The organism is Leclercia sp. 29361 (assembly GCF_011290365.1).
Lineage (GTDB): Bacteria > Pseudomonadota > Gammaproteobacteria > Enterobacterales > Enterobacteriaceae > Enterobacter > Enterobacter tamurae.
Genome location: NZ_CP049786.1, coordinates 3,771,298 through 3,791,838 on the forward strand (window position 1 = coordinate 3,771,298; position 20,541 = coordinate 3,791,838).

24 protein-coding genes are annotated in these 20,541 nt (G+C 56.0%); 11 read left to right on the top strand and 13 right to left on the bottom strand.

What is annotated here, in order from left to right:
* The first annotated feature begins 24 nt into the window (after nt 1-24).
* The 7 genes from G7090_RS18000 (at nt 25) to G7090_RS18030 (ending at nt 3,501) form a co-directional block, all read left to right on the top strand.
* On the top strand, nt 25-249 hold the full coding sequence (locus tag G7090_RS18000; protein WP_166183569.1) for a hypothetical protein: 225 nt from the start codon (nt 25-27) through the stop codon (nt 247-249).
* 73 nt (nt 250-322) lie between these two features.
* The gene (locus tag G7090_RS18005) at nt 323-553 is read left to right on the top strand and encodes a hypothetical protein (RefSeq protein ID WP_166183571.1); all 231 of its coding nucleotides are present in this window, start codon (nt 323-325) and stop codon (nt 551-553) included.
* Between the two features lie 25 nt (nt 554-578).
* Nucleotides 579-995 (top strand): Imm63 family immunity protein, encoded by a 417-nt coding sequence (locus G7090_RS18010; protein ID WP_166183573.1) that lies wholly within the window; start codon nt 579-581, stop codon nt 993-995.
* 78 nt (nt 996-1,073) lie between these two features.
* A complete protein-coding gene (locus tag G7090_RS18015) occupies nt 1,074-1,589 on the top strand; it encodes an Imm70 family immunity protein (RefSeq protein WP_166183575.1) in 516 nt (171 codons plus the stop codon).
* A gap of 180 nt (nt 1,590-1,769) precedes the next feature.
* A complete protein-coding gene (locus G7090_RS18020) occupies nt 1,770-2,411 on the top strand; it encodes an SMI1/KNR4 family protein (RefSeq protein ID WP_166183577.1) in 642 nt (213 codons plus the stop codon).
* Between the two features lie 7 nt (nt 2,412-2,418).
* A complete protein-coding gene (locus tag G7090_RS18025) occupies nt 2,419-2,751 on the top strand; it encodes a hypothetical protein (RefSeq protein WP_166183579.1) in 333 nt (110 codons plus the stop codon).
* A 189-nt stretch (nt 2,752-2,940) separates the two neighbouring features.
* Nucleotides 2,941-3,501, top strand: a complete 561-nt coding sequence (locus tag G7090_RS18030; protein ID WP_166183581.1) for an Ail/Lom family outer membrane beta-barrel protein — start codon at nt 2,941-2,943, stop codon at nt 3,499-3,501.
* Nucleotides 3,502-3,587: 86 nt separating this feature from the next.
* Here the strand turns inward: G7090_RS18030 and G7090_RS18035 are convergent, their stop codons facing one another.
* Entirely contained in the window at nt 3,588-4,469 is an 882-nt protein-coding gene (locus G7090_RS18035; RefSeq protein ID WP_166183584.1) for a LysR family transcriptional regulator, read from the bottom strand.
* Nucleotides 4,470-4,566: 97 nt separating this feature from the next.
* Between G7090_RS18035 and G7090_RS18040 the strand changes: the two genes are divergently transcribed.
* The gene (locus G7090_RS18040; RefSeq protein ID WP_166183586.1) at nt 4,567-5,169 is read left to right on the top strand and encodes a short chain dehydrogenase; all 603 of its coding nucleotides are present in this window, start codon (nt 4,567-4,569) and stop codon (nt 5,167-5,169) included.
* Nucleotides 5,170-5,206: 37 nt separating this feature from the next.
* On the opposite strand, the gene G7090_RS18045 is transcribed toward G7090_RS18040, so the two are convergent.
* The 4 genes from G7090_RS18045 to G7090_RS18060 are packed head-to-tail and all read right to left on the bottom strand — an operon-like array spanning nt 5,207 to nt 9,180.
* Nucleotides 5,207-6,205, bottom strand: a complete 999-nt coding sequence (locus tag G7090_RS18045; RefSeq protein ID WP_166183588.1) for a transketolase family protein — start codon at nt 6,203-6,205, stop codon at nt 5,207-5,209.
* Nucleotides 6,205-7,050 carry a transketolase gene (locus G7090_RS18050; RefSeq protein WP_166183590.1) on the bottom strand — a complete coding sequence of 282 codons (846 nt, stop codon included), beginning with the start codon at nt 7,048-7,050 and terminating at the stop codon, nt 6,205-6,207. The genes G7090_RS18045 and G7090_RS18050 overlap by 1 nt, the downstream gene beginning before the upstream one ends.
* 12 nt (nt 7,051-7,062) lie before the next feature.
* A complete protein-coding gene (locus G7090_RS18055) occupies nt 7,063-7,812 on the bottom strand; it encodes an SDR family NAD(P)-dependent oxidoreductase (RefSeq protein WP_106994929.1) in 750 nt (249 codons plus the stop codon).
* Nucleotides 7,813-7,848: 36 nt separating this feature from the next.
* Entirely contained in the window at nt 7,849-9,180 is a 1,332-nt protein-coding gene (locus G7090_RS18060) for an MFS transporter (protein ID WP_106994928.1), read from the bottom strand.
* Nucleotides 9,181-9,395: 215 nt separating this feature from the next.
* On the opposite strand from G7090_RS18060, the gene G7090_RS18065 reads away from it, so the two are divergent.
* Complete coding sequence (locus tag G7090_RS18065; RefSeq protein WP_106994927.1) at nt 9,396-10,316, top strand: LysR substrate-binding domain-containing protein; 921 nt, start codon at nt 9,396-9,398, stop codon at nt 10,314-10,316.
* Between the two features lie 100 nt (nt 10,317-10,416).
* Here G7090_RS18065 and G7090_RS18070 read toward each other — a convergent pair whose 3' ends face one another.
* The 6 genes from G7090_RS18070 to G7090_RS18095 form a co-directional block, all read right to left on the bottom strand.
* On the bottom strand, nt 10,417-11,805 hold the full coding sequence (locus tag G7090_RS18070) for an amidohydrolase family protein (protein ID WP_166183593.1): 1,389 nt from the start codon (nt 11,803-11,805) through the stop codon (nt 10,417-10,419).
* A gap of 47 nt (nt 11,806-11,852) precedes the next feature.
* Nucleotides 11,853-12,800, bottom strand: a complete 948-nt coding sequence (locus G7090_RS18075; protein ID WP_166183594.1) for a carbamate kinase family protein — start codon at nt 12,798-12,800, stop codon at nt 11,853-11,855.
* Nucleotides 12,797-14,350: a xanthine permease gene (locus G7090_RS18080; RefSeq protein WP_166183596.1), complete on the bottom strand. Its 1,554-nt coding sequence runs from the start codon at nt 14,348-14,350 to the stop codon at nt 12,797-12,799. The genes G7090_RS18075 and G7090_RS18080 overlap by 4 nt, the downstream gene beginning before the upstream one ends.
* Nucleotides 14,351-14,361: 11 nt before the next feature.
* Nucleotides 14,362-15,777 (bottom strand): DUF1116 domain-containing protein, encoded by a 1,416-nt coding sequence (locus tag G7090_RS18085; RefSeq protein ID WP_181247306.1) that lies wholly within the window; start codon nt 15,775-15,777, stop codon nt 14,362-14,364.
* Nucleotides 15,777-17,318 carry an acyl-CoA synthetase FdrA gene (gene fdrA, locus G7090_RS18090; RefSeq protein WP_166183598.1) on the bottom strand — a complete coding sequence of 514 codons (1,542 nt, stop codon included), beginning with the start codon at nt 17,316-17,318 and terminating at the stop codon, nt 15,777-15,779. Before fdrA ends, G7090_RS18085 begins: the two co-directional genes overlap by 1 nt.
* Nucleotides 17,319-17,422: 104 nt before the next feature.
* Complete coding sequence (locus tag G7090_RS18095; RefSeq protein WP_166183601.1) at nt 17,423-18,028, bottom strand: ankyrin repeat domain-containing protein; 606 nt, start codon at nt 18,026-18,028, stop codon at nt 17,423-17,425.
* Nucleotides 18,029-18,347: 319 nt separating this feature from the next.
* Between G7090_RS18095 and G7090_RS18100 the strand changes: the two genes are divergently transcribed.
* The gene (locus tag G7090_RS18100; protein ID WP_166183603.1) at nt 18,348-19,280 is read left to right on the top strand and encodes a LysR substrate-binding domain-containing protein; all 933 of its coding nucleotides are present in this window, start codon (nt 18,348-18,350) and stop codon (nt 19,278-19,280) included.
* Here the strand turns inward: G7090_RS18100 and G7090_RS18105 are convergent.
* The gene (locus G7090_RS18105) at nt 19,277-19,435 is read right to left on the bottom strand and encodes a YqaE/Pmp3 family membrane protein (RefSeq protein WP_032613478.1); all 159 of its coding nucleotides are present in this window, start codon (nt 19,433-19,435) and stop codon (nt 19,277-19,279) included. The two genes, G7090_RS18100 and G7090_RS18105, sit on opposite strands and share 4 nt — an antisense overlap.
* A 222-nt stretch (nt 19,436-19,657) precedes the next feature.
* Here G7090_RS18105 and G7090_RS18110 point away from each other — a divergent pair, with 222 nt between their 5' ends.
* On the top strand, nt 19,658-19,837 hold the full coding sequence (locus G7090_RS18110) for a hypothetical protein (RefSeq protein WP_106994919.1): 180 nt from the start codon (nt 19,658-19,660) through the stop codon (nt 19,835-19,837).
* A 42-nt stretch (nt 19,838-19,879) separates the two neighbouring features.
* Here the strand turns inward: G7090_RS18110 and stpA are convergent, their stop codons facing one another.
* On the bottom strand, nt 19,880-20,284 hold the full coding sequence (gene stpA, locus G7090_RS18115; protein WP_106995043.1) for a DNA-binding protein StpA: 405 nt from the start codon (nt 20,282-20,284) through the stop codon (nt 19,880-19,882).
* Between the last annotated feature and the right edge of the window lie 257 nt (nt 20,285-20,541).

Here is a 20,541-nt window from a genome sequence, read left to right on the forward strand (position 1 = left end):
CTGTCGCAGATGGGAATTTCAAGAATGAAAAAGAGTATTAGAACGTTTCTTAACCTTGCTTATCTGTGCTGCGCGATAGGTCTGGCTGTGTTCATCCTGACGCTTCTTGGCCGTTTAGTCGGCGCAGGATTAGCATGGAACGTGAAAGAGGGTTTCCCTTTCTCCTTTAAGGACGTGTTGATATGTCTTGAGTTAACATGGCTGGGGCTGCCTGCGGGTTTGATCATCTGGTTTTTTTATCACCGGTAAAAGACCAGGACAGGTTGCAATATGAATCACCTCCCGCCCCTGCCGGCGGGAGGTTGGCTTAAGGCAAAATAAAATGAGACTCGATAATTCCAAAAAATCCCTTTGGGCGCTTTTGGGCATATGTTTTTTGATGTGCATCGCATTGATGATAATTGGTCTTTTTTCTTATCTGGTGAAAGGCTGGTTAATCTGGGACTTTGATAAGCCTTTTCCATTCGGAAAAGAGGAGATAATAATCATATTAAAAATCAGTGGCTTAGGTATGCCTGCAGGGATGGTATTCTGGATTTTTGGTATCCGTTAGGAGTATATTCGCGAGGTTCGCTGATATGTTAGTCAATATTGATGAAATACAAAGACAAGCTGATGAGATGATTTTACGAGCAGGCTTTCCAAAACATTCAATGAATCTGTGTTCTGCTCCCTATGGCGATGGCACTCCCTATATTTCATTCGAAAATGATTCATATAATTATATTTACTCAGAAAGAGGGTATGAGTTTTCCCGAAAAGTCACTGACTCTTTGAATACGCTGCTTTATTGGATAATATCCGAATTCGCCTATAAGATTGCCTACCAGTATGAGTTAGATCACAGGGTTGAAGGCAGGGATGGCAGGCGCATCGCTTTTCCAAAATTTGTTGAAATAATGGCGAATATGAACCCAGACTGGGAGTCGGAAGCGCGAGTTGACATTCAAAAAATTCTGGCTGAAGCGCCCTACGACGATAGCCTCAATACATAGTTGAGGGCAACATCGCAGCGGTACTGGCGCAGGGTAAAATCACAAAGCAAGTGGCGGAAGAGCAGGTGAAGGTCGAAAATGAACGCCTTAAGCACGAAAAATGTAGGAATACTTGCAGCGATGACTATTGCAGAAATTGGGCCGGCGTCTGATGTAAAAGGTTTTTTTAATCTGGTGGCCTCTTTATTAGAAAACGGCGTCAAAGGTAGCAAATATCCCTGGGTAATGGAAAAACTTTATCGTGGGTCTTTAGCTTATGATGAGCTTAATAAAACCGAAAGTGAGTTGGATTCCATCAAAAAGGAATTTTTATCAATATCACCTGATAATATTGAGTGGTCATCATTTGGTATAGATAAAAACATTTCTCGCTTAAATTTTGCAAGAGGGAATTTGTTTTTAGTTTTTGAGCGGTTCTTTAAAGCTTTTGATGAAGCATCAGAATGTACAGAAGCTTACTTTCAAGCTTTTAATGAATATATCCCTGTAAGAATGGGGTTCACCGACGCGCCGCATTATATTGATGATGTTAATAGAACAACTGAGCAATACAATGCATTAGGTCCAAATGATCTACCTTTCTGGTTGCGATAATGAATATTAAGATAGCGCCAATTTATTCTGGAACCAGAGCTATTCTATCAATGGCGAGCGCCCTATATAAAAAACCTGCATTAATGCTCCGGGAGAGAAATGATCAAGGCATGGCTGTGAAGTGGCGCTGGATATTGAAACACTCAAAACAAATATTGATTTTAAGAAGGAGAACTAAAAATGCCTCTATTTTTAAAAAAACTCTTATCCGTTTGCAGTACTGATATTTCATCATGCAAGGGGCATAAACTACCCTCAGGCTTTCATAATTATACGCTGATTGATGATTTAATAACTTTATTAAACAACAGAAACGGATTTTATGGTTTTGAGTCAGCTTTGCATGTTTTCCCTTTTGAGACAGTTGGGGAAGAGATCGGTGTGGTTGCCTGGAATGATAATAGGTTATGGATTGATTGTTACGATGATCTTGCTCGTAACACCATTTTCTTTGCTGAAGATGTTTTTGGCGGTCAATTTTGTATAAAACAAGATGGCATATACACGTTCGATCCAGAGACAGGCTCTTTTGATTACCTTGCGCCTGATATCAATGAATGGTGTAAAAAAATACTTGAAGACTATCAGGTCTTAACAGGCTATCCACTGGCAAACGCATGGCAAAAGAAGCATGGTCCAATCCCGGTGGGTTATCGTTTAGTTCCCAAAGTGCCGTTTGTTGCGGGTGGCGAGTATGAGCCAGATAATCTTTATTTAGAAAAATCGACAGTGGCCATGAAAGCAAGAGCCAATATTGCATTGCAAATAAGAGATGTACCCGATGGCAGCAACATCCAGCTAAAGTTAATTGCCAGGGATTAATACAAAAATGCGTGATTTAGAAGATTTGCATAATCAAATAGCACAATTACTGGTTAATGCCGGTCCTGCTGATGCAAAAACAATCATTGCTCGCGCAAAATTAGCACTGGATGGCGAGTCCTGTGAGTATGAATATGATTATATTGATCAACAGGATAACGAAGACTGGTTTGTTCCGGATAAGCTCGCCAGTTACCATTTACGTCTTCAGTTAGTTAACCTCCGGGACTATTATATGCAGAATAATATGACCAATGGTAAAGCGCCCTGGACGGGTTGTGAGATCACCATTGATATACCTGCAGAGAAAATAAGCATCAGCCTTAAATATGATGATTAAGCGCAACCCCCTACCAATATAGGGGAGGCAAATTCCAGGACTATTCCGGCCTTTAAGATTATTCCCTATTTCATCCCCTGCCAAAAAAACCAACAATTTTATCGCTTTATTTGCGGTGGCATATCTCCGGCATGATGTGGGGATATATCCGGCTTCATCTATAAAAAATGACAACAAGGATTACGGAAAATGAACAAAATAGCTCTGGCGGTATGCGTTGCGACGAGTCTGGCAAGTGGCGCTGCTCTGGCGGATAATCACACCGTTTCTGTGGGTTATGCGCAGAGTAATGTTGAAGACTTTAAAAATATCCGCGGCGTGAACGTTCAGTATCGCTATGAGTGGGATTCCCCGGTCAGCCTGATGGGCTCCTTCACCTATATGAGCGGTGATGAAGACGAGCATTATTATCTCTTCTCTGACTCCGTTAAAAACCACATCGAAGTAAAATATTACTCCCTGATGGCAGGCCCGGCATATCGCCTGAATGATTTCGTTTCCCTGTATGCGCTGGGCGGTGTTGCTCGCGTGAAAGCTGACGGCCACACCACCTGGGTAAACGGCGGCGACAACTATACTCAGCGCGACGGTATCTCTGATAAATCCACCTCGTTCGCCTACGGCGCGGGCGTGCAGTTTAACCCAACCCCTGAGCTGGCGATCCACGTTGGTTACGAAGGTACCACTGCTGACCTGGGTGACGATTACGGGATCGACGGCTGGAATGTGGGCGTAGGTTATCGCTTCTGACCCTCACCCTAACCCTCTCCCTGAAAGGGAGAGGGGACAGTATTGTAGGCCCGGCAAGCGCAGCGCCGCCGGGCGTTACAGGCCGCCTATTCCCCGGCCTGCATAATATGGGCGATAAACTGGGTTAACTTCGGTAAAGGACGTAAGTCCTGCCGCCACAAAAGATGCACCGGTCGGGGTTGTGGTGTGTAACCTTCCAAAACACGTATCAGCCGACCACTCGCCAGCTCGTCCGCCACCAGCACCTCCGGTTGTAACAGCAGTCCCGCGCCGGCAATCGCCGCCATCCGCAGCCCGTACCCGTCATTACAGCGCAAAATCGCATCGCGCTTCCAGCGCACCTCCCCTTCCACGCCCGGCAGCCGCCACTCGTTGCGCGCCGTCCAGACGGTGTGGGACAGACAGAGGTGATCCACCAGGTCGTCCGGCGTTTGCGGTATGCCGTGGCGGGCTAAATAGTCCGGGGCGGCGCAGATCACCATCCGGTACGGGCAGAGATATTTCGCCACCAGATCCTCGGCGTGGATGTCGCCAATGCGGATTGCCAGGTCCACCCCCTCCTCCACCAGATCGACCATCCGGTTGGTGAGATCCAGCTCAACGCGTACCTCCGGGAAACGCTGCAGAAAGGTGGCGGTCAGCGGGGCGATCACGCAGCCGCCGAACGAGGTGGGCGCGGTTACCCGTAGCGTGCCCGCGGGGGCGGTACGTAATCGCTCCACCGAACGTTCGGCGATAGCCACCTGCTCGATGACCCGCTTTGCCTCTTCAAACCAGACCCGCCCGGCGTCGGTCAGGCTCTGGCGGCGGGTATTGCGCTCCAGCAACCGGGTGCCCAGCTGCGTTTCCAGCTGCGCGATGTACTTCCCGACCATCACCGCCGACATCTCCAGCCGCGCGGCGGCACCGGTAAAGCTGCCGCACTCTACCACCGCGATAAAGGTCTCCATGCCGCGAAACTTATCCATATTGCAAACCTCTGGTTAGTAATGATCTAACTTTAGCCCAGTTTATCCCGCCTTCGGTTTATTAAACAATCAGGGCTCACAACAGAAGGAGTCGGCTATGAAAATCGTCATTATTGGTGCCAGCGGTACGGTCGGTCAGGCCGTCACAGAAGAACTGAGTCATCGTCATGAGGTCATTCGCGTGGGTCGCACGAAAGGCGATCATCAGGTGGATATCACCTCGCAGGCCAGCGTCCAGGCGCTGTTCGAGAAGATCGGCCCGGTGGATGCGATTGTCTCCGCCAGCGGTGGGCTGCACTTTGGCCCGCTCGCCACCATGACCGACAGCGAGTTCAATCAGGGACTGCAGGACAAACTGCTGGGCCAGGTGCGGCTGGCGCTGACCGGGCAGCACTATTTGAACGAAGGCGGGTCGATTACCTTGATCAGCGGGATTGTCGCCCACGAGCCGATTGCCCAGGGGGTGAATGCCACCACGGTGAACGTCGCGCTGGAGGGCTTTGTCCGCGCGGCGGCGTGCGAGCTGCCGCGTGGGATCCGCATCAACCTGATTAGCCCGACGGTGCTCACCGAATCCGCCGAAGCCTATGACGGTTTCTTCCCGGGCTTTGCAAGCGTGCCCGCCGCGACGGTGGCCCAGGCCTATCGCCGCAGCGTGGAAGGGGTCCAGAGCGGACGGGTGTATAAGGTGGGTTACTGATGATCTTCGGGGCGAGACAGCCTCGCCCCGGTTAAGGTCAGAGTCGGCGGCGGATTTTTTCCACCATCGCCGCGGTGGAAATCCCGTAACGGTCATGCAGGGTCGGCAGCGCCCCGGCATCAAGGAAGGCGTCCGGCAGCGCGACGGTGTCAAAATCGACATGCACCCGGTTGCGCATCAGCAACGAGGCCACCGCCTCACACAGGCCGCCGACGCTGCTGTGGTTTTCCGCCACCACCACCAGCCTGCCCGGCTTCGCCGCCTGCGCCAGAATGGTCTCCTCATCCAGCGGCTTGATGGTCGGCGAGTGCAGCACCGCCACGCTGACGTTGTCCTTATGCAGCTGTTTTGCCGCCTCCAGCGCCCGCATAGTCATGATCCCCGAGGCGATAATCAGCACGTCGCTCCCCTCTTCCAGCAGTGCGGCTTTGCCGATCGCAAACTGGTAGTTGTACTGGTCCAGCACCACCGGCACCTTGCCGCGCAGCAGGCGCATATAGACCGGGCCATTGTGCGCCGCAATAGCGGGCACCGCCTGCTCGGTATCAATGGCATCACAGGGGTCGATGATGGTCATGCCCGGAATGCCGCGCATGATGGCGATATCCTCCGTCGCCTGATGGCTCGGGCCGTAACCGGTGGTCAGCCCCGGCAGCGCCGCGCAGATCTTCACGTTGAGATGCTCTTCAGCAATCACCTGATGCATAAAGTCATAGGCACGGCGGGTGGCAAACACCGCATAGGTGGTGGCGAAGGGAATAAAGCCCTCTTTTGCCATCCCCCCTGCGGCCCCCATTAACAGCTGTTCCGCCATTCCCATCTGGTAGAAGCGCTCCGGGTAAGCCCCGGCAAAGATATGCAGATCGGTGTATTTCGACAGATCCGCCGACATGCCGACGATCTCCGGGCGCTGCTCCGCCAGCTTCACCAGCGCGTGGCCGAACGGCGCGGCGCGGGTCTCCTGCCCTTCGTCGGCAATAGAGGCGATCATGGCCGAAGTGGTTAAACGCGGTTTTTTCTCGCTGGTCTGGCTCATTACTGCACTCCTTCCGGTTTGTTCGCGTCCAGTACCGCGAGCGCTTTTTGCCACTCGTCAGCATCCACGCGGATAAAATGGTTCTTGTCGCGCTGCTCAAGGAAGGGCACGCCCTTACCCATCAGGGTGTCGCAGAGGATGACCCGCGGCTGGTTCTCCGGGTAGCGCTTCGCGTTATCAAACGCCGCCACCAGGGCCGGGACGTCATTACCGTTGACCCGCTGCACGTACCAGCCGAACGAGGTCCACTTATCTTCCAGCGGCTCAAAGCCAAGGATTTTGTGCGAGTTGCCGTCGGCCTGCTGGCGGTTGATATCCACCAGCACGATAAGGTTCGACAGGCCGTAATGGGCGGCAGACATCGCCGCCTCCCAGGTGGAGCCCTCGTCCAGCTCGCCGTCGGACATGGAGTTAATCACCCAGGCTGCGCTCTTCTTGTGCTTCAGCCCCAGGGCCATGCCCACGCCGATGCTTAAGCCCTGCCCCAGCGAGCCGCCGGAGATCTCCATGCCCGGGGTGTAGGTGGCCATGCCGGACATCGGCAGGCGGCTGTCGTCCGAGCCGTAGGTTTCCAGCTCCTCTTCAGGAATAATGCCCGCCTCGATCAGCGCCGCGTAACAGGCGATAGCGTAGTGCCCATGAGAGAGCAGAAAGCGGTCGCGCCCTTCCCACTCCGGCTCGTCAGGTTTGATAGCCATGCCGTGGGCGAAGGCGGTGGCCAGCACGTCCGCATAGCCCAGCGCCTGGCCGATATAGCCCTGGCCCTGCACTTCTCCCATCCGCAACGCATAGCGGCGAATGCGCCAGGCGGCAGCGGCGACCTGTTGTACTGTCGTATCAGTCATGATGATGTCTCCTCAGTGGATCAACATGCCGCCGTTCACGTCGAGCGTGATGCCGGTGGAGTAAGAAGCGAGATCGCTGCCCAGGAACAGCGCGGCACGGGCAATATCCTGCGCATCCCCAAGACGGTTAAGGGGAATGCCTGCCAGAATGGACGTTTTCATCTCATCGGAGAGTTTGCCCGCGGTGATATCGGTCTGAATCAGACCCGGGGTGATGCAGTTCACGCGCACGTTATCCGGCCCCAGCTCGCGGGCCATGGCTTTGGCCAGCCCCAGCACGCCCGCTTTTGCCGCGCTGTAGTGCGGCCCGCCGAAGATGCCGCCGCCGCGCTGGGCCGACACCGAGGAGATGCAGACGATGCTGCCGGACTGCTGGGCGCGCATGGTAGGGATCACCGCCTGGGACATCAACAACGTGCCGCGCAGGCTCACGTCCAGCACCGCGTCATAGTTTTCACGCTTAATGTCCATCAGCCTGATGGGCTGGGTGATCCCGGCATTATTCACCAGAATATCAATACGCCCGTATTGACCCAGCACCTGCTCGATGGCGGCGTTAACCTGCTGTTCGTTGCTGACGTTTGCCGCCAGGCCCAGATGGGCTTCGCCGAGGCTCGCCGCCGCGGCCTTGCTGGCGTCAGCATCTAAATCAATAATGACCACCTTCGCACCCTGTTCGGCATATAACCTGGCGGTGGCGAAACCCAACCCGCGTACAGAGGCCGCGCCGGTAATAACGGCGACTTTATCTTTCAGTAGCATATATTTACTCCATGATCGTGAGGGGTGTTTATTTTATTATTTCGGTTCTTCTAGCAAGAAAATCACCAATAATCCAATTGCCGCACAAATACCGAAATAAATAAAGACAGAATTAAAACTTCCTGTTTTATCCAGCAGATAACCCGCCAGCATCGGTGAGACAAATCCGCCGAGATTGCCGCCGCTATTAATAATCGACGCGGCAATGGGATAGGTTTTATTATCCGCAACGGCCATGCCATAAGCCGTAAAGGCGGGCCAGCCAATATTCAGACAGAGGCCAACAAAAAAGAGACCGATGCAGACCGCAACGGTGCTTTGCGGAATATTGAGCATAATGATCATCATCACCACGGTGCTGATGGCGGTAAACATCATGGTCGGCTTACGTCGGCGTCCCAGCAGCTTGTCCGAGACGTAGCCGCCGAAGATAGCCCCAATGAACCCACCGATGCACGGCATGCTGGCAACCAGGCCCATGCTCATGAAGGTAAAGCCTTTCTCTTTCACCAGATAGAGCGGGATCCAGGTGAGCAGGCCGTACAGGACGCTCACCATCATGAAGTAGGCCAGGCAGTCGCCGAGAATGTTCTTCGAGGTAAACAGCCCTTTTACCGTGCTGACCGGGGTGAGGTCGCGAACGCGGATCAGGCGGTCGAGCAAGTTAAACCGCGGTTCGATAACAATGTTTTCCCGTCGGGACACGGTCGTATCTTGCCCTTCAGAGATAATGTCCAGCTCGGCTTTGGAGACGAATGCGCTTTCACCGGGTTTGGTGCGCACCAGCAGATACCAGACCACAGCGATGACCAGCCCCGGGATGGCGAAGGAGAAAAAGACCCAGCGCCAGCCCCAGGTCATGGCGATCCACACCGCCAGGGGGGGAACAAAGATCGGCGCAAACATGGTGGCGGCGATATAGACCCCGGTCGCGGTGGCTTTCTCCTTCGGCGGGAACCAGTTGTTGATGGTCGAAGCGAGCCCAACCGGGCACGGCCCTTCCGTCAGCCCGAGGCCGAGGCGAATAAACTTCAGCCCCAGCACCGATGTTGCGGTACCCATCAGCCAGGTGAAGGCGGAGAAGCCAAAAATGGAGAGGGCTACCATACCGCGGATGCCTTTTTTAGCGATAAAAAAGCCCGCCGGGATCTGGCTCAGCGCATAGCCCAGAAAAAACATACTGGCGATGGCACCGGCCTCGAAATTATTAATATGGAACTCGTCGATGATAAAGGGAAGCACGGCCCCGATATTTGTTCTGTCAGCATAATTAATGGCATACACAATAAATATCAACGCCAGTACCACGAAGCGATAATTGGTTTTTTTAGTCGCTATGTAGGGGGTAGCTTGTTCTATACGAGACATGTTTTACCTCATTATTCGAACAACGTGAGTCGTTTTAATTTCGCGTTCAACGTCAATATATCGGCTTAGGTTTGAAACACCATTCAATAAAACTCATTTATTGCTGAGATAAATTTGATTCGCGATACAGCTCAAAAAAATAAGATCATCATGAAATTGCCCGCACCGCGGCTCAATGTTATGTTTTTTATCATTAAACACGAAAGGAGCAGATGATGACCGCCCAGGATCGCCAGACGTTAGCACTGCCTTCGCTCAGAAATCTTCAGGCTTTTGTCGCGGTGGCCAACGCGCTGAGCATCCATCAGGCGGCCGAGCAGCTCAATGTCACCCCCTCTGCGGTGAGCCATCAAATCGCGTCGCTGGAATCGTGGATGGGTAAGAAGTTGTTCATTCGCAGCGGCAAGGGCGTTCAGCTCACCCCTACGGGCGAAAAATATCTGCGGGAAGTGTCAGCAGCACTGAGCGCCATCGGGCGTGCCACCGATCAGATTATTAAAGAGAAAGATAACGCCGTGCTGCGGGTCCACTCCTCTCCGACCTTCGGTTTATCCTGGCTATTGCGCCGCCTGGGTAAGTTCCGCACCGAATATCCTGATATCACCGTGAACCTGACCTGCTCGTATGAAAATTTGCAGTTCGCCCGGGATAACATTGACATCGATATTCGTCACGGCATTCCGGACTGGGACGCCTATCGGGTGATGACCATTAAAAACGATGCCCTGGTGGTGCTGGCCTCGCCGGACTATCTGCGGGAGCACCCCCTACAGGCACCGCAGGATCTGCTGTCGCAGGCGCTGATTTCGTCCACCAGCACGCTGGTGAACTGGGAGAAGTGGTTCGCGTGGCACAACATTGACAGGCCGTGGCTCAACTTCAGTCTGAGCTTCGACCGTTCCTATATGAGCTTTGAAGCTGCCCGCATGGGGCTGGGTTTTATTCTGGAAAGTAAAATGATGGCCACCGACCACCTGAACGACGGCTCGCTGGTGGAGGTTTTTCCCGACGAGCCGGGTATCGCCATTAACGCCCATCATCTGGTGATGCCGCACATGAACGAGCGCAGCTGGAAGATCCAGCGGTTTGTCGAGTGGATAGACCGGGAGCTGCGGTTGTCGGGGTATCACCTTTAACGGACTACAATGCGGTCTGTTGCCCTCACCCCTCCCTCTCCCACAGGGAGAGGGCGCAAACACTAAAAACGGTAACTGGCGTTACCGTTTTGCTTTTACCTTAGCCCACCGTCCCCCACACGAGGTTCCCGTTATGGAAGGTGGCGGTGCGCGGGGAAATACGCGCCACCGCTTCGGCGGAGCAGGAGGCATCCACCAGCACAAAGCTGGCGGCATCCTGGGCTTTGGGCCATACCCGCTCGCCTTTGTCGTTCAGCGGCAGCACGTCGCCGGTGGCAATACCCAATGCGCGGGAGAGCGTCTGCTCGTTCGGGCGGATATAGAGCTGGGCATACAGATTGGCTTTTTCCAGCATGTCCCCCAGACCATACGGCGACCAGTGGTCGATCACGCTGTCGGTGCCGCTGATGACAAACACCCCCTTATCGCGCAGCTGCTTGAGCGGCATATGCATCGTGCCAATCGGCACCGTCGAGGCGATGGTGATCTGCTGCGCCGCCATGCGCGGGGCCAGGGCATCCACCTCCTGCTCATTAAGCATCGCCAGGGCAAAGGCGTGGCTGATGGTCAGCTTGCCCTTCAGCTCGGGGGTTTTCTCCACGGTTTGCACCATGTAGTTCACCGCCGCCACCCCCGCCGGGCTGGTTTCGTGCAGGTGGATATCCACCCCTTTGTCGTAATCCAGCGCAATCTGGAACATCAGGTCGAGGGATTTTTCCATCGCGCCATCGACGCTGGTGGGGTCCAGGCCGCCAACGTAGTGCGCCCCGGCCTGCATCGCCTCACGCATCAGCTTTTCCGCGTTCGAGAGCAACAGGCCGTGCTGCGGGAAAGCGACAATCTCGCAGTCGAATCCAGGCTTACGCCGCGCCAGCACCGCCTGTAAATTCTCCAGGTTCTTCAGCCCGGAGGTGGGCTCGATGTTGCAGTGGCTGCGGGCGATGGTGGAGCCCTTCGACTGGATCAGGTCGATCAGCTTTTCCGCCCGCTCCTGGGTGTAAGGTTGCAGCTCCGGAAGCAGCTTTTGCTCAAGGCGGATCATGTCCTGAATGGTGGTGCCCGCCGGGCGATTCAGCGAGCGCCACGGACCGCCGTAGAAGGTCTTATCCAGATGGATGTGCATGTCGCGCATCGCCGGGAGCAGCAGCTTGCCGCCGCCATCGTAGTGCGGCAGCGTGGCGTCGGCGTGGCTGTTGTTATCCAGCAGGGCAGCGATCTTGCCGTCCTTGATCTCCAGGGTTTTCAGCTCGGTGCGGGTGCTGACGGCCACGTCGCCGTCAAAGTTAAACCCGGCCTCCAGCAGCACGTTGTCCAGATAGTAGTGGGTGGCGGTGATGTTCATCGGTTTGCCCGTCTCGCAGGTCGGTTTTGCTGTGTCGGCAGCATACGCGACGGAGCCGGTGGCGCCAAACAGCGCACAGGCGGTGGCAGCGGTGGCGATTTTGCCGCTCTGGCTGAGAAACTCCCGGCGGCTTTTATTCTCACTCATTGTCTTGTCCTTGTATTGTCTCGCGGCGGGCTGGAAGCCCGCCGGGGTTAAGCCACAATATGGGTACCGGTCTCGCCACGCAGCGCCGCAGGCAGACAGTCCGGCGAGGTGATGATTACCCGCGTGCCGCCGTGATGCAGGAATTCCAGGCTGGCAACGATTTTCGGCAGCATGCTGCCCGCCGGGAAGTGGCCCTCTTCCATGTAGCGCGTCATCTGCGCCACGCTCACCGTCTCCAGCGCCTGCTGGTTGGGCTTGCCGAAGTTGATGCACACTTGCTCGACGCCGGTGGTGATCACCAGCACGTTGGCGTGGATCTCCCGGGCCAGCAGCGCGGTGGAGAGATCTTTGTCGATCACCGCATCCACGCTCTGGTAGTCACCCTCTGCACTGCGGATCACCGGAATGCCGCCGCCGCCCGCGCCAATTACCACAAAGCCTTTTTGCGTCAGGGCCTTGATGGCGTCGGCTTCGACGATGCGCACCGGCTGCGGCGAAGCCACCACGCGACGGTATCCCCGGCCAGAATCCTCGACGAAATGCCAGTCGGGATGGGCGCGCTGCAGTTCATCCCGCTGGGCTTCGCTGAAGAAGGCGCCAATCGGTTTAGTCGGATGGGTAAAACCGGGGTCGTTTTTGTCGACCTCGACCTGGGTGACCACCGTCACCGCCTTTTGCTCGCCGCGGGCGGCAAGGCGGTTGTTCAGCGCCTGCTGGATCAGATAGCCGATCCCGCCCTGGGTATCGGCCACGCAGTTCGCCAGCGGGGTCAGCGGCAGCCCTTCGCGCTCGTGGGCGATTTCCGCCCGGCGCAGATCCAGCCCCACCTGCGGGCCGTTGCCGTGGGTGAGGACGATGTTATAGTCCGAGGCCAGCATCTCCAGTACCGATTCCGCGACCGCTTTTACCGCCTGCGCCTGGTGCTCAATCGACTGGCTGGCGTTATCTTTGATAATGCTGTTGCCGCCGATGGCGACGACCATGAGTTCTTTCATACGTTTTCCTTCGCAACAGGGACGGGTTCAACGCTCACTGCTTCACGGCTATCGAGGAAATGCTTCAGCACAAACATGCCGCTCATCATCAGGTAGGCCAGCACGAAGGTCAGCGAACTGCCCTCGGCGAAGCCGACCACCGGGGCGTGGATCACCCCGAACAGGGCCAGCAGCGCACCGACGGCGGCGGCGATGGCACCGCGTAGCGGCTTGTTGATGATGGAGAAGATCGCAATGCAGCCCCAGAGCATACTGGCGAGCGGAGCGCCGTTACCCAGATGCATCAGCCCTTCGTAGTAAATCCCTTTGCTGTGCAGCACGTCGGTGCCGATTTTCGCCGCGTTAGTCCCCGCCGCCCCCATCACGCTGTTCATCATGGTTAACGCCCAGTTGGCGATCCACGGGAACAGACAGATGAAGATGACAGGCACCTCTATTTTGGGCGTTTCCCTCACCACCTGGTTGGCGGTAACCACGCCGATAAACACCAGAATCGGCACGATAGCGGTCATCGGGATGATGGCGAGCATAAAGGCCCCCAGCCCGAACAGCGGCACGATGAACATGGTTACGCCGGAGGCCAGCGTGTAGCCGATGCTCGCCCCCATCGCTTTCCAGCCCGCGTGGCCGACGTAGACCGTTACCGGGAACGGGTTGCCCATCAGGCAGCCGAGCATCGAGGCCAGACCGTTGGCCAGCATCACCTTGCGGGTCGGGTACTCATCTCCCGCCGCGTGGGCGCTTTCGATGTTCTCAAGGTCAAAGATGTAGTTCGCCAGCCCCAGCGGAACCGCAGACGCCAGGTACGGCAACGCGTGCGGCAGTCCCTGCATAAAGCTGTCGATATGCACTTCCGGCGGGTTAAAACCGAAGGAGGACATCGAAGCTTTGATCGCTTCCGGGCTCTGCATACCGGAGATCCACGCCAGCGCGGTCCCGGCCACCAGCAGCAGCAGACCGGTAGGGATACGGGCGAAGATCGGCTTTTTACCAAACCAGTTGATAAAGATCAGCAGCAGCACGATGAAGGAGACCGTCGGCGCTTCGAAGGCCTGCAGCATCGGGTTCATCGCCAGCAGCAGCAGACCCAGACCAGACAGGCACGACAGCAGCACGGTACGCGGGATCATCTTGCGGATGGTCTCCCCGAGGAAAGAACCGCCCGCGAGGATCATCGCCTCCACGAAGCACCACACCAGACCAATCTGGATGGCGAAATCCGCATCGCCGGTCTGCTGATAGACCGGCATCAGTACCAGAAACGTCACGGTAAAGATCGACGGGGCGCTCGGCCCCGACGGGAGTGCAGTCACATCCGTGCGCCCGGTCTGGCGCGCCATCTGTAAACCAAACCACGCGTAGCAGATGCTCGCCACCAGTACCGCCAGCCCGAAGGCCGGCGCAATACGTCCATAAACAATCTCTTTCGGGATGCCGACGACAAAAATGAGCAGCCCCATCATGGTCAGCAGGTTGGTCAGGTTGTTGGTCATCAACCCGAAGTACGCCGCCCAGTCACCTCTTTTCCACTCCAGTTTCATGCTTTTCATGGATGCTTACCTTATAAGAAGTAGCGATCGCGGAAGGTCAACAGCGCCTTTTCAAAACAGCTAAACGGCGGGTGAACGATGCCCGCCCCAATCATGCCGATCCCGGCGTCCTTGTGGGCGATAGCGGTGTTGATCACCGGCAGAATGCCGCTGCCCGCCACTTTCGTGATGTCGATAGCGGTGGGGATGCCCATAAACGACAGCAGCGGAATGGTGACGTTCGGGTTTTCCCCGAGGGTGATCTCGCGCATCTGACGGGAGAAGTCGATAGCTTCTTCCACCGTACCGCCCACCAGAGCGACAATCGCCGGGGCCGTCGCCATCGCAAAGCCGCCGATGCCGTAGGTTTCGGTGATGGCGCTGTCGCCGATATCCAGCCCGGAGTCTTCCGGTTTGTAGCCCGCGAACATCGGGCCAATCACCTGCTGGGCCGGACCGGTGAACCACTGCCCCGGCAGGCCGGAGATGCGCAGGCCGAACTCGTAGCCGTTGCGCGCCATGGTGGTAACCACGGTGCTGTACTCGATGCCGTGGGCGGCATCCAGCGCGGCTTTACACATCGCCATCCACGTCGGACCGGAGAAGTAGTCGCTGCTGGCGACAAACTCAAACACCTGGCGCTGCTGCTCCACCGGATAACCCGCCTGGATCAGCCCCGGGGTTAAGGCCTGGATCAGCAGCGTGGTGCCGGCGTTGTTGCGGTTGTGGCACTCGTCGCCCATGTGCAGGGCCTGAGCCAGCATCAGACGCAGGTCGATTTCGCCGATGATCTTCATGGCGTCGCGCAGCATCGGGCCGAGCACGTCGCGCATCCAGTTCAGACGGTCGATGACGCTCTGGTCGTTGGCGCCCATGCGCAGGATCTTCGCCATTTGCTCGCTGAGGTTGGTGAAGGCCCGGTTGCCCCAGGTTTTGTTCTCGACGATGTGCATAAACATCGACGCAGATGTCACGCCCGCCATCGAGCCCACGCAGTCGTGCTCATGGCACGGCGAGAAGGTAATGTCGCCAGAAGCCGCCAGCCGTGCCGCGTCTTCGAGGTCTTTGGCTAACCCTTCAAACACCAGCGCCCCGGTAACCGCGCCCTTCATCGCCCCGCACATGTTTTCCCAGGCGACAGGCGGACCGGCGTGCAGGATGGTGGTGCGGGTCATGCCCGGCACCACGTTGATGGCCTGATCGAAGCCCACCAGCACCGGGTGGGACTGGATAATGCGCTCCAGGGCAATCTTGTTGGCGGCGGCGATTTTCTCCGCCAGCGGTTTATCCGCCAGCTGATCGAGGGCCTCGACCACCTGCATATTGCCCTGCCCCGGCGGAGTCCAGTCGAGATGGGTGACCGGGACGTGCTGCTTTTTCAGGTCGTCGCTGAACATGGCGATGCCGACGTTAATGACGTTCAGCGGCTGGTTAAATAAGGTGGTCATCAGGCTTTCTCCCCTTTGCAGACAAATTCACGTGCCAGTAATCCGGTGTTGGTACTGCTGCTGGCCCAGATCACGCCCGCATCGGTCAGGAGCTGGCACTGCTGGGTAAGCGACGGGGTATCCTGGTCGGTGCCGAGCACGTAGCCGAGGATCTCCAGCGGACGGTTGTCGGCTCTGGCGATCGCCTGCGCCTCCTTGATCGCGTCGATCATCACCCCGACCGGATCTTCGTGCGATCCGAACCCGAGGACGAAGTCCATGACGATCACCCCCACTTCGGGATCGCGGGCCTCCTGTAGCAGCCGGCTGATGCGGTTGGTCGGGTCGATCATCGGGTGCGGCTTGCCGTTGGTGAAATCGTCATCGCCAAAGTCGAGGAAGGTGTGGGCCTGGCTAACGTTGATATCTGCCAGACGTTTGGTCGGATCCGGCTGAATGTTGCTGTAGACGTCGTCATATTTTTCCAGCGCGGCGAACATCGCTTCGTCGCACAGGGTGCCGCCGCAGAACAGACCGCGGATGTACTTCTGCTGCGGGGTCAAACGGGCGCGCACCTCTTCGATCAGCGGCCAGTTGAGCGGGTGCAGATCCAGCGACTCTTTTTTAATCCCGGTGAGCAGGACCGCCTTCAGCGCTGCCTCTTTAGTGCCGCGAGCAAACTCTAATCCCGCTTCATCGGCAGGCGGTTGGTTGCGACCGAGGAAACAGACCACCACCGGTTTACGGCAGGCGCGGGCGCGGGCCAGCACTTTCTCCGCCACCGCAGGCGCAGGAGGTTTGGAGATCAGGGCGATGACCTGGGTGGCGTCGTCCGCCTCCAGCATGGCGATGGCGTCGAGCATCATCAGCCCGCCAATCTTTTCACTCAGATCGCGACCGCCGGTGCCGATCAGCTGGGAGATACCGCCGCCGAACTCGTGGATGCGCGCGCTCAGCTCCTGGCTACCGGTGCCCGACGCGCCAACGATACCAATCGGCCCGCGGCGTACCGCGTTGGCAAAGCACAGCCCTGCCCCGTTAATGATGGCAGTCCCGCAGTCCGGCCCCATCATCAGCAGCCCCTTCTCGTGGGCCAGCTGCTTGAGCGCCAGCTCGTCGTCGAGGGAGACATTATCGGAAAAGAGCATAACGTTGAGGTCGTTCTCCAGCGCCTGACGCGCCTCGCGGGCAGCAAAGGTGCCGTTGACCGAAATCACCGCCAGATTGGCGTCCGGGCGGTGAGTTTTGGCGCTGGCGAGGGTGGCGTAACGCGATTCGTGTGAGCCGCCGCTCTCTTTGCGGGTGAACAGGGCTTCGATGGCGGCCAGGGTTTCGTCGTTGGCGGCCTCGCCTTTAATGACGATCATCAGGTCGCCGTTTTTGGCATCGGCTAATTCCGGCGTCAGCAGGCCGAGATTTTTTAATACGCCTTTATTCATTTCGGTGGCCATGGCGACAAAGGCCTGTTCCACGCCGGGTAATTTATTGGCTTTGGTGGAAACCGACATCAGCGATACGGAATCAAAATAAGTATTCTTTTTTATAACGATTTTGGTGGGCATTACGTCCTCCTGGATGCGGGCAAAAGGGGGCCACATCACGCCTGAAGGCATGATGGAAAAGGCTGTTTTTAGTGCAGGCCAGCCGGACATGGCTGGCCGGGGTATTACGCGCCGGCGGCGAGCAGCAGATCGGCGATCTCGTTGAAGCCTTTTTCCCGCGCCAGTTCGAGAGGGGATTTACCGTATTTGTCGGTCATGTGCGGGTTGGCGCCGTGGTCGAGCAGTAATTTCACAATCGCCTGCTGGCGGGCACCGCCGTCATTGAGGACGATGGCTTCGAGCAGCGGCGTCCAGCCCACGAAGTTGGTGTGATTGACGTTGATGTCGGTGTGGGTCAGCAGCTCCTGCACCACCTCCAGATGGCCTTTCTCGCTGGCCGGGGTGATGCCCACGCCGCCGAAGCGGGTCAGCCTGTCGAGATCCGGGTTGGCCGGCAGCACCAGGCGCAGCAGAGTGAGATCGTTGGTCAGGCAGCTAATCAGGAACGGGTTGAAACAGGTCTGATCCTGCTGGTCGATATTGGCCCCGGCGGCAATCAGCAATTCCACGCAGGGATAATGTTTATTCAGGCTGGCAATAATAATGGCGGTTCTTTTCTGACGGTTGGTGGCGTTAATATCCACCCCTTTTTCCAGACAGGCTTTTAATGCGTCACCATTTCCCTGTTCGGCGGCCAGCAGAAATTCAGTGACGAGCTCATTGTTGGACATATCCACACTCCTGGTTTTTCTTTCTGATGGACTGAGCATAGCAACGGCCTGGTCAGAAAAGAATCCGCTTAAAAATGATTCATCGACAGCCAATTCATTGTTGAGTTAAATTTAACAGTGGAGTCAAAATGTGCGTCTGTGCAACCTTTTCCTTATGTTTTACCGCTTTTTAAGCCCTTAAACTGCATTCTGCTTATGTTTACGCAGCCCTTGCGCCGCGCGGCCTGCAGCAAATTAGCAGAACTGTGACCGACATCAAGTGAGTTGTAACTGCGTTGTTAAAATATGTTCAAAACTGATGGGTGTCCGGAGCCATGATATGAATTCCATCTTTACCGAAGAGAACCTGCTGGCCTTCACCACCGCGGCGCGTTTTGGCAGCTTCAGCAAAGCCGCCACCGAGCTGGGGGTGACCACCTCGGCCATCAGCTACACCATCAAACGGATGGAGACCGGCCTCGACGTGGTGCTGTTTGTGCGTAACACCCGCAGCATCGAGCTGACCGAATCGGGGTTCTACTTCTACCGCAAAGCCATAGACCTGCTGAATGACTTCCACGCCATCAAGCGCGGGATCGATACCATCTCGCAGGGCATTGAGACCCGGGTGCGGATCTGCATCAATCAGCTGCTCTATACCCCCCGCCACACCGCCCGCCTGTTGCAGGTGCTGAAAAAGCAGTTCCCTACCTGCCAGATCACCGTCACCACCGAGGTGTACAACGGCGTCTGGGATTCGATCATCAATAACCAGGCGAATATCGCCATCGGTGCCCCGGATACTCTGCTGGACGGCGGCGGGATCGATTACACCGAGATTGGTGCCATCCGCTGGGTGTTTGCCATCGCCCCGGACCATCCGCTGGCGCTAGCCCCGGAGCCGCTGGCCGAGAGCCAGCTGCGGCTGTACCCCAACATCATGGTGGAAGACACCGCCCACACCATCAACAAAAAAGTGGGCTGGCTGCTGCACGGTCAGGAGGCGATTCTGGTCCCGGATTTTAATACCAAGTGTCAGTGTCAGATTCTGGGGGAAGGGATTGGGTTTTTACCGGAGCATATGGCGAGAGAGGCGATGGAGGCGGGACTGCTGGTCACGCGACGGATTAATAACCCGCGCCAGGACTCGCGCATGCTGCTCGCCACGCAGCATGCGGCTACCGGCCAGGTCACCCGCTGGATCAAACAGCAGTTTGCGTCCCAGGGGGTGTTGACCGGGATCTACAGCGATTTACTGTGGCGAGATTATTAGCTGCGGCTCTGGACCCAGAACGCGTGGATCAGGCCCGGGATGTAGCCCAACAGCGTCAGGATGATGTTCAGGATAAACGCCCAGCCAAAGCCTTTGCCCAGCAGCACGCCAAGGGGCGGTAAAATGATGGTAATTACGATACGCCAGAAACCCATAAATTCTCCATGCAAGCAGTCAGGTCATTGTATAAAAAGAGATTTTAACTCTAAGCGTAGTGAGTCTACGCAGACCTGCCAGCGTTCGCGTGCAGTTTTACCCTCTTTTACCCTCTTTACACAGGTTTAGGCTGGCGATTTAGGAGTAATCCGCGCGGGACGCTGTACCCCGGCCTGCGGGTGGGCTACTGTTAGGGTCGAAACAATCATGAGGAGATAACCATGTTTTCTGTTGGCGATTATGTACAACCGCGTATGGGCGGCCCGAAACTGAAAGTGATCGAAGTGCACGACGATCAGATTGTGGCGGTGCAGGCGAGTAACGAACAAGGTGAGAAATTCACCCTCAAGGCAGCGGACGTGACGCTGTATAAAGAAGAAGGTGATTTTGGCGTCTGCTAAGCAGACGCTGGCGGGCGGTGTAATTCCGCCCGCAGGCAGAGATTAAATCAGGAAATCATCCAGGGATTTGCCTTCTGCCAGTGCCGTGGCAATAGGCTTCGGCGTACGGCCCTGACCGGTCCAGGTTTTTTCCTGACCATCGACATCGGTAAAGCGATATTTTGCCGCACGCGCCTGGCGTTTTTTCGGCTGCGCCGGGGTGTTCAGCAGATCGGAACCCAGCAGATCTTCTGCTGAAATACCGTCGGCTTTCATTTTTTCCAGCAGGGCGTTAATTTTCTCACTCTGCGCGGCACGCTGCTGTTCAACTTCAGCCTGTTCATTACGTTTCTCTTCCGTGACGATGCGAAGCTTTTCGAGCATATCTTCCAGCACGTCCAGCGAGAATTCGCGCGCCGTTGCGCGCAGGGTACGAATATTATTAAGATTCTGTAACAGCGAAGTCATATTAAATGAAAACCTTTTCAAGTCGATAAAATAAGCAATAGCGGCCATGGTAATTCATTTGTTTATGAACATCCAGACAACAGCGCACGAAAATATAATTTATGTCAAATTAAATCAAATATAGAAAATATAAAGCGCGGTGCTTCTCTTTTTGTATGATTTATCCTGATAAACCGTTTGATGATTATTTAATTCCTGAACATTTCCAGGGAAATTTCCCGTAAATCACCCCCTGAACACAGCGCGTGCCGGACGCC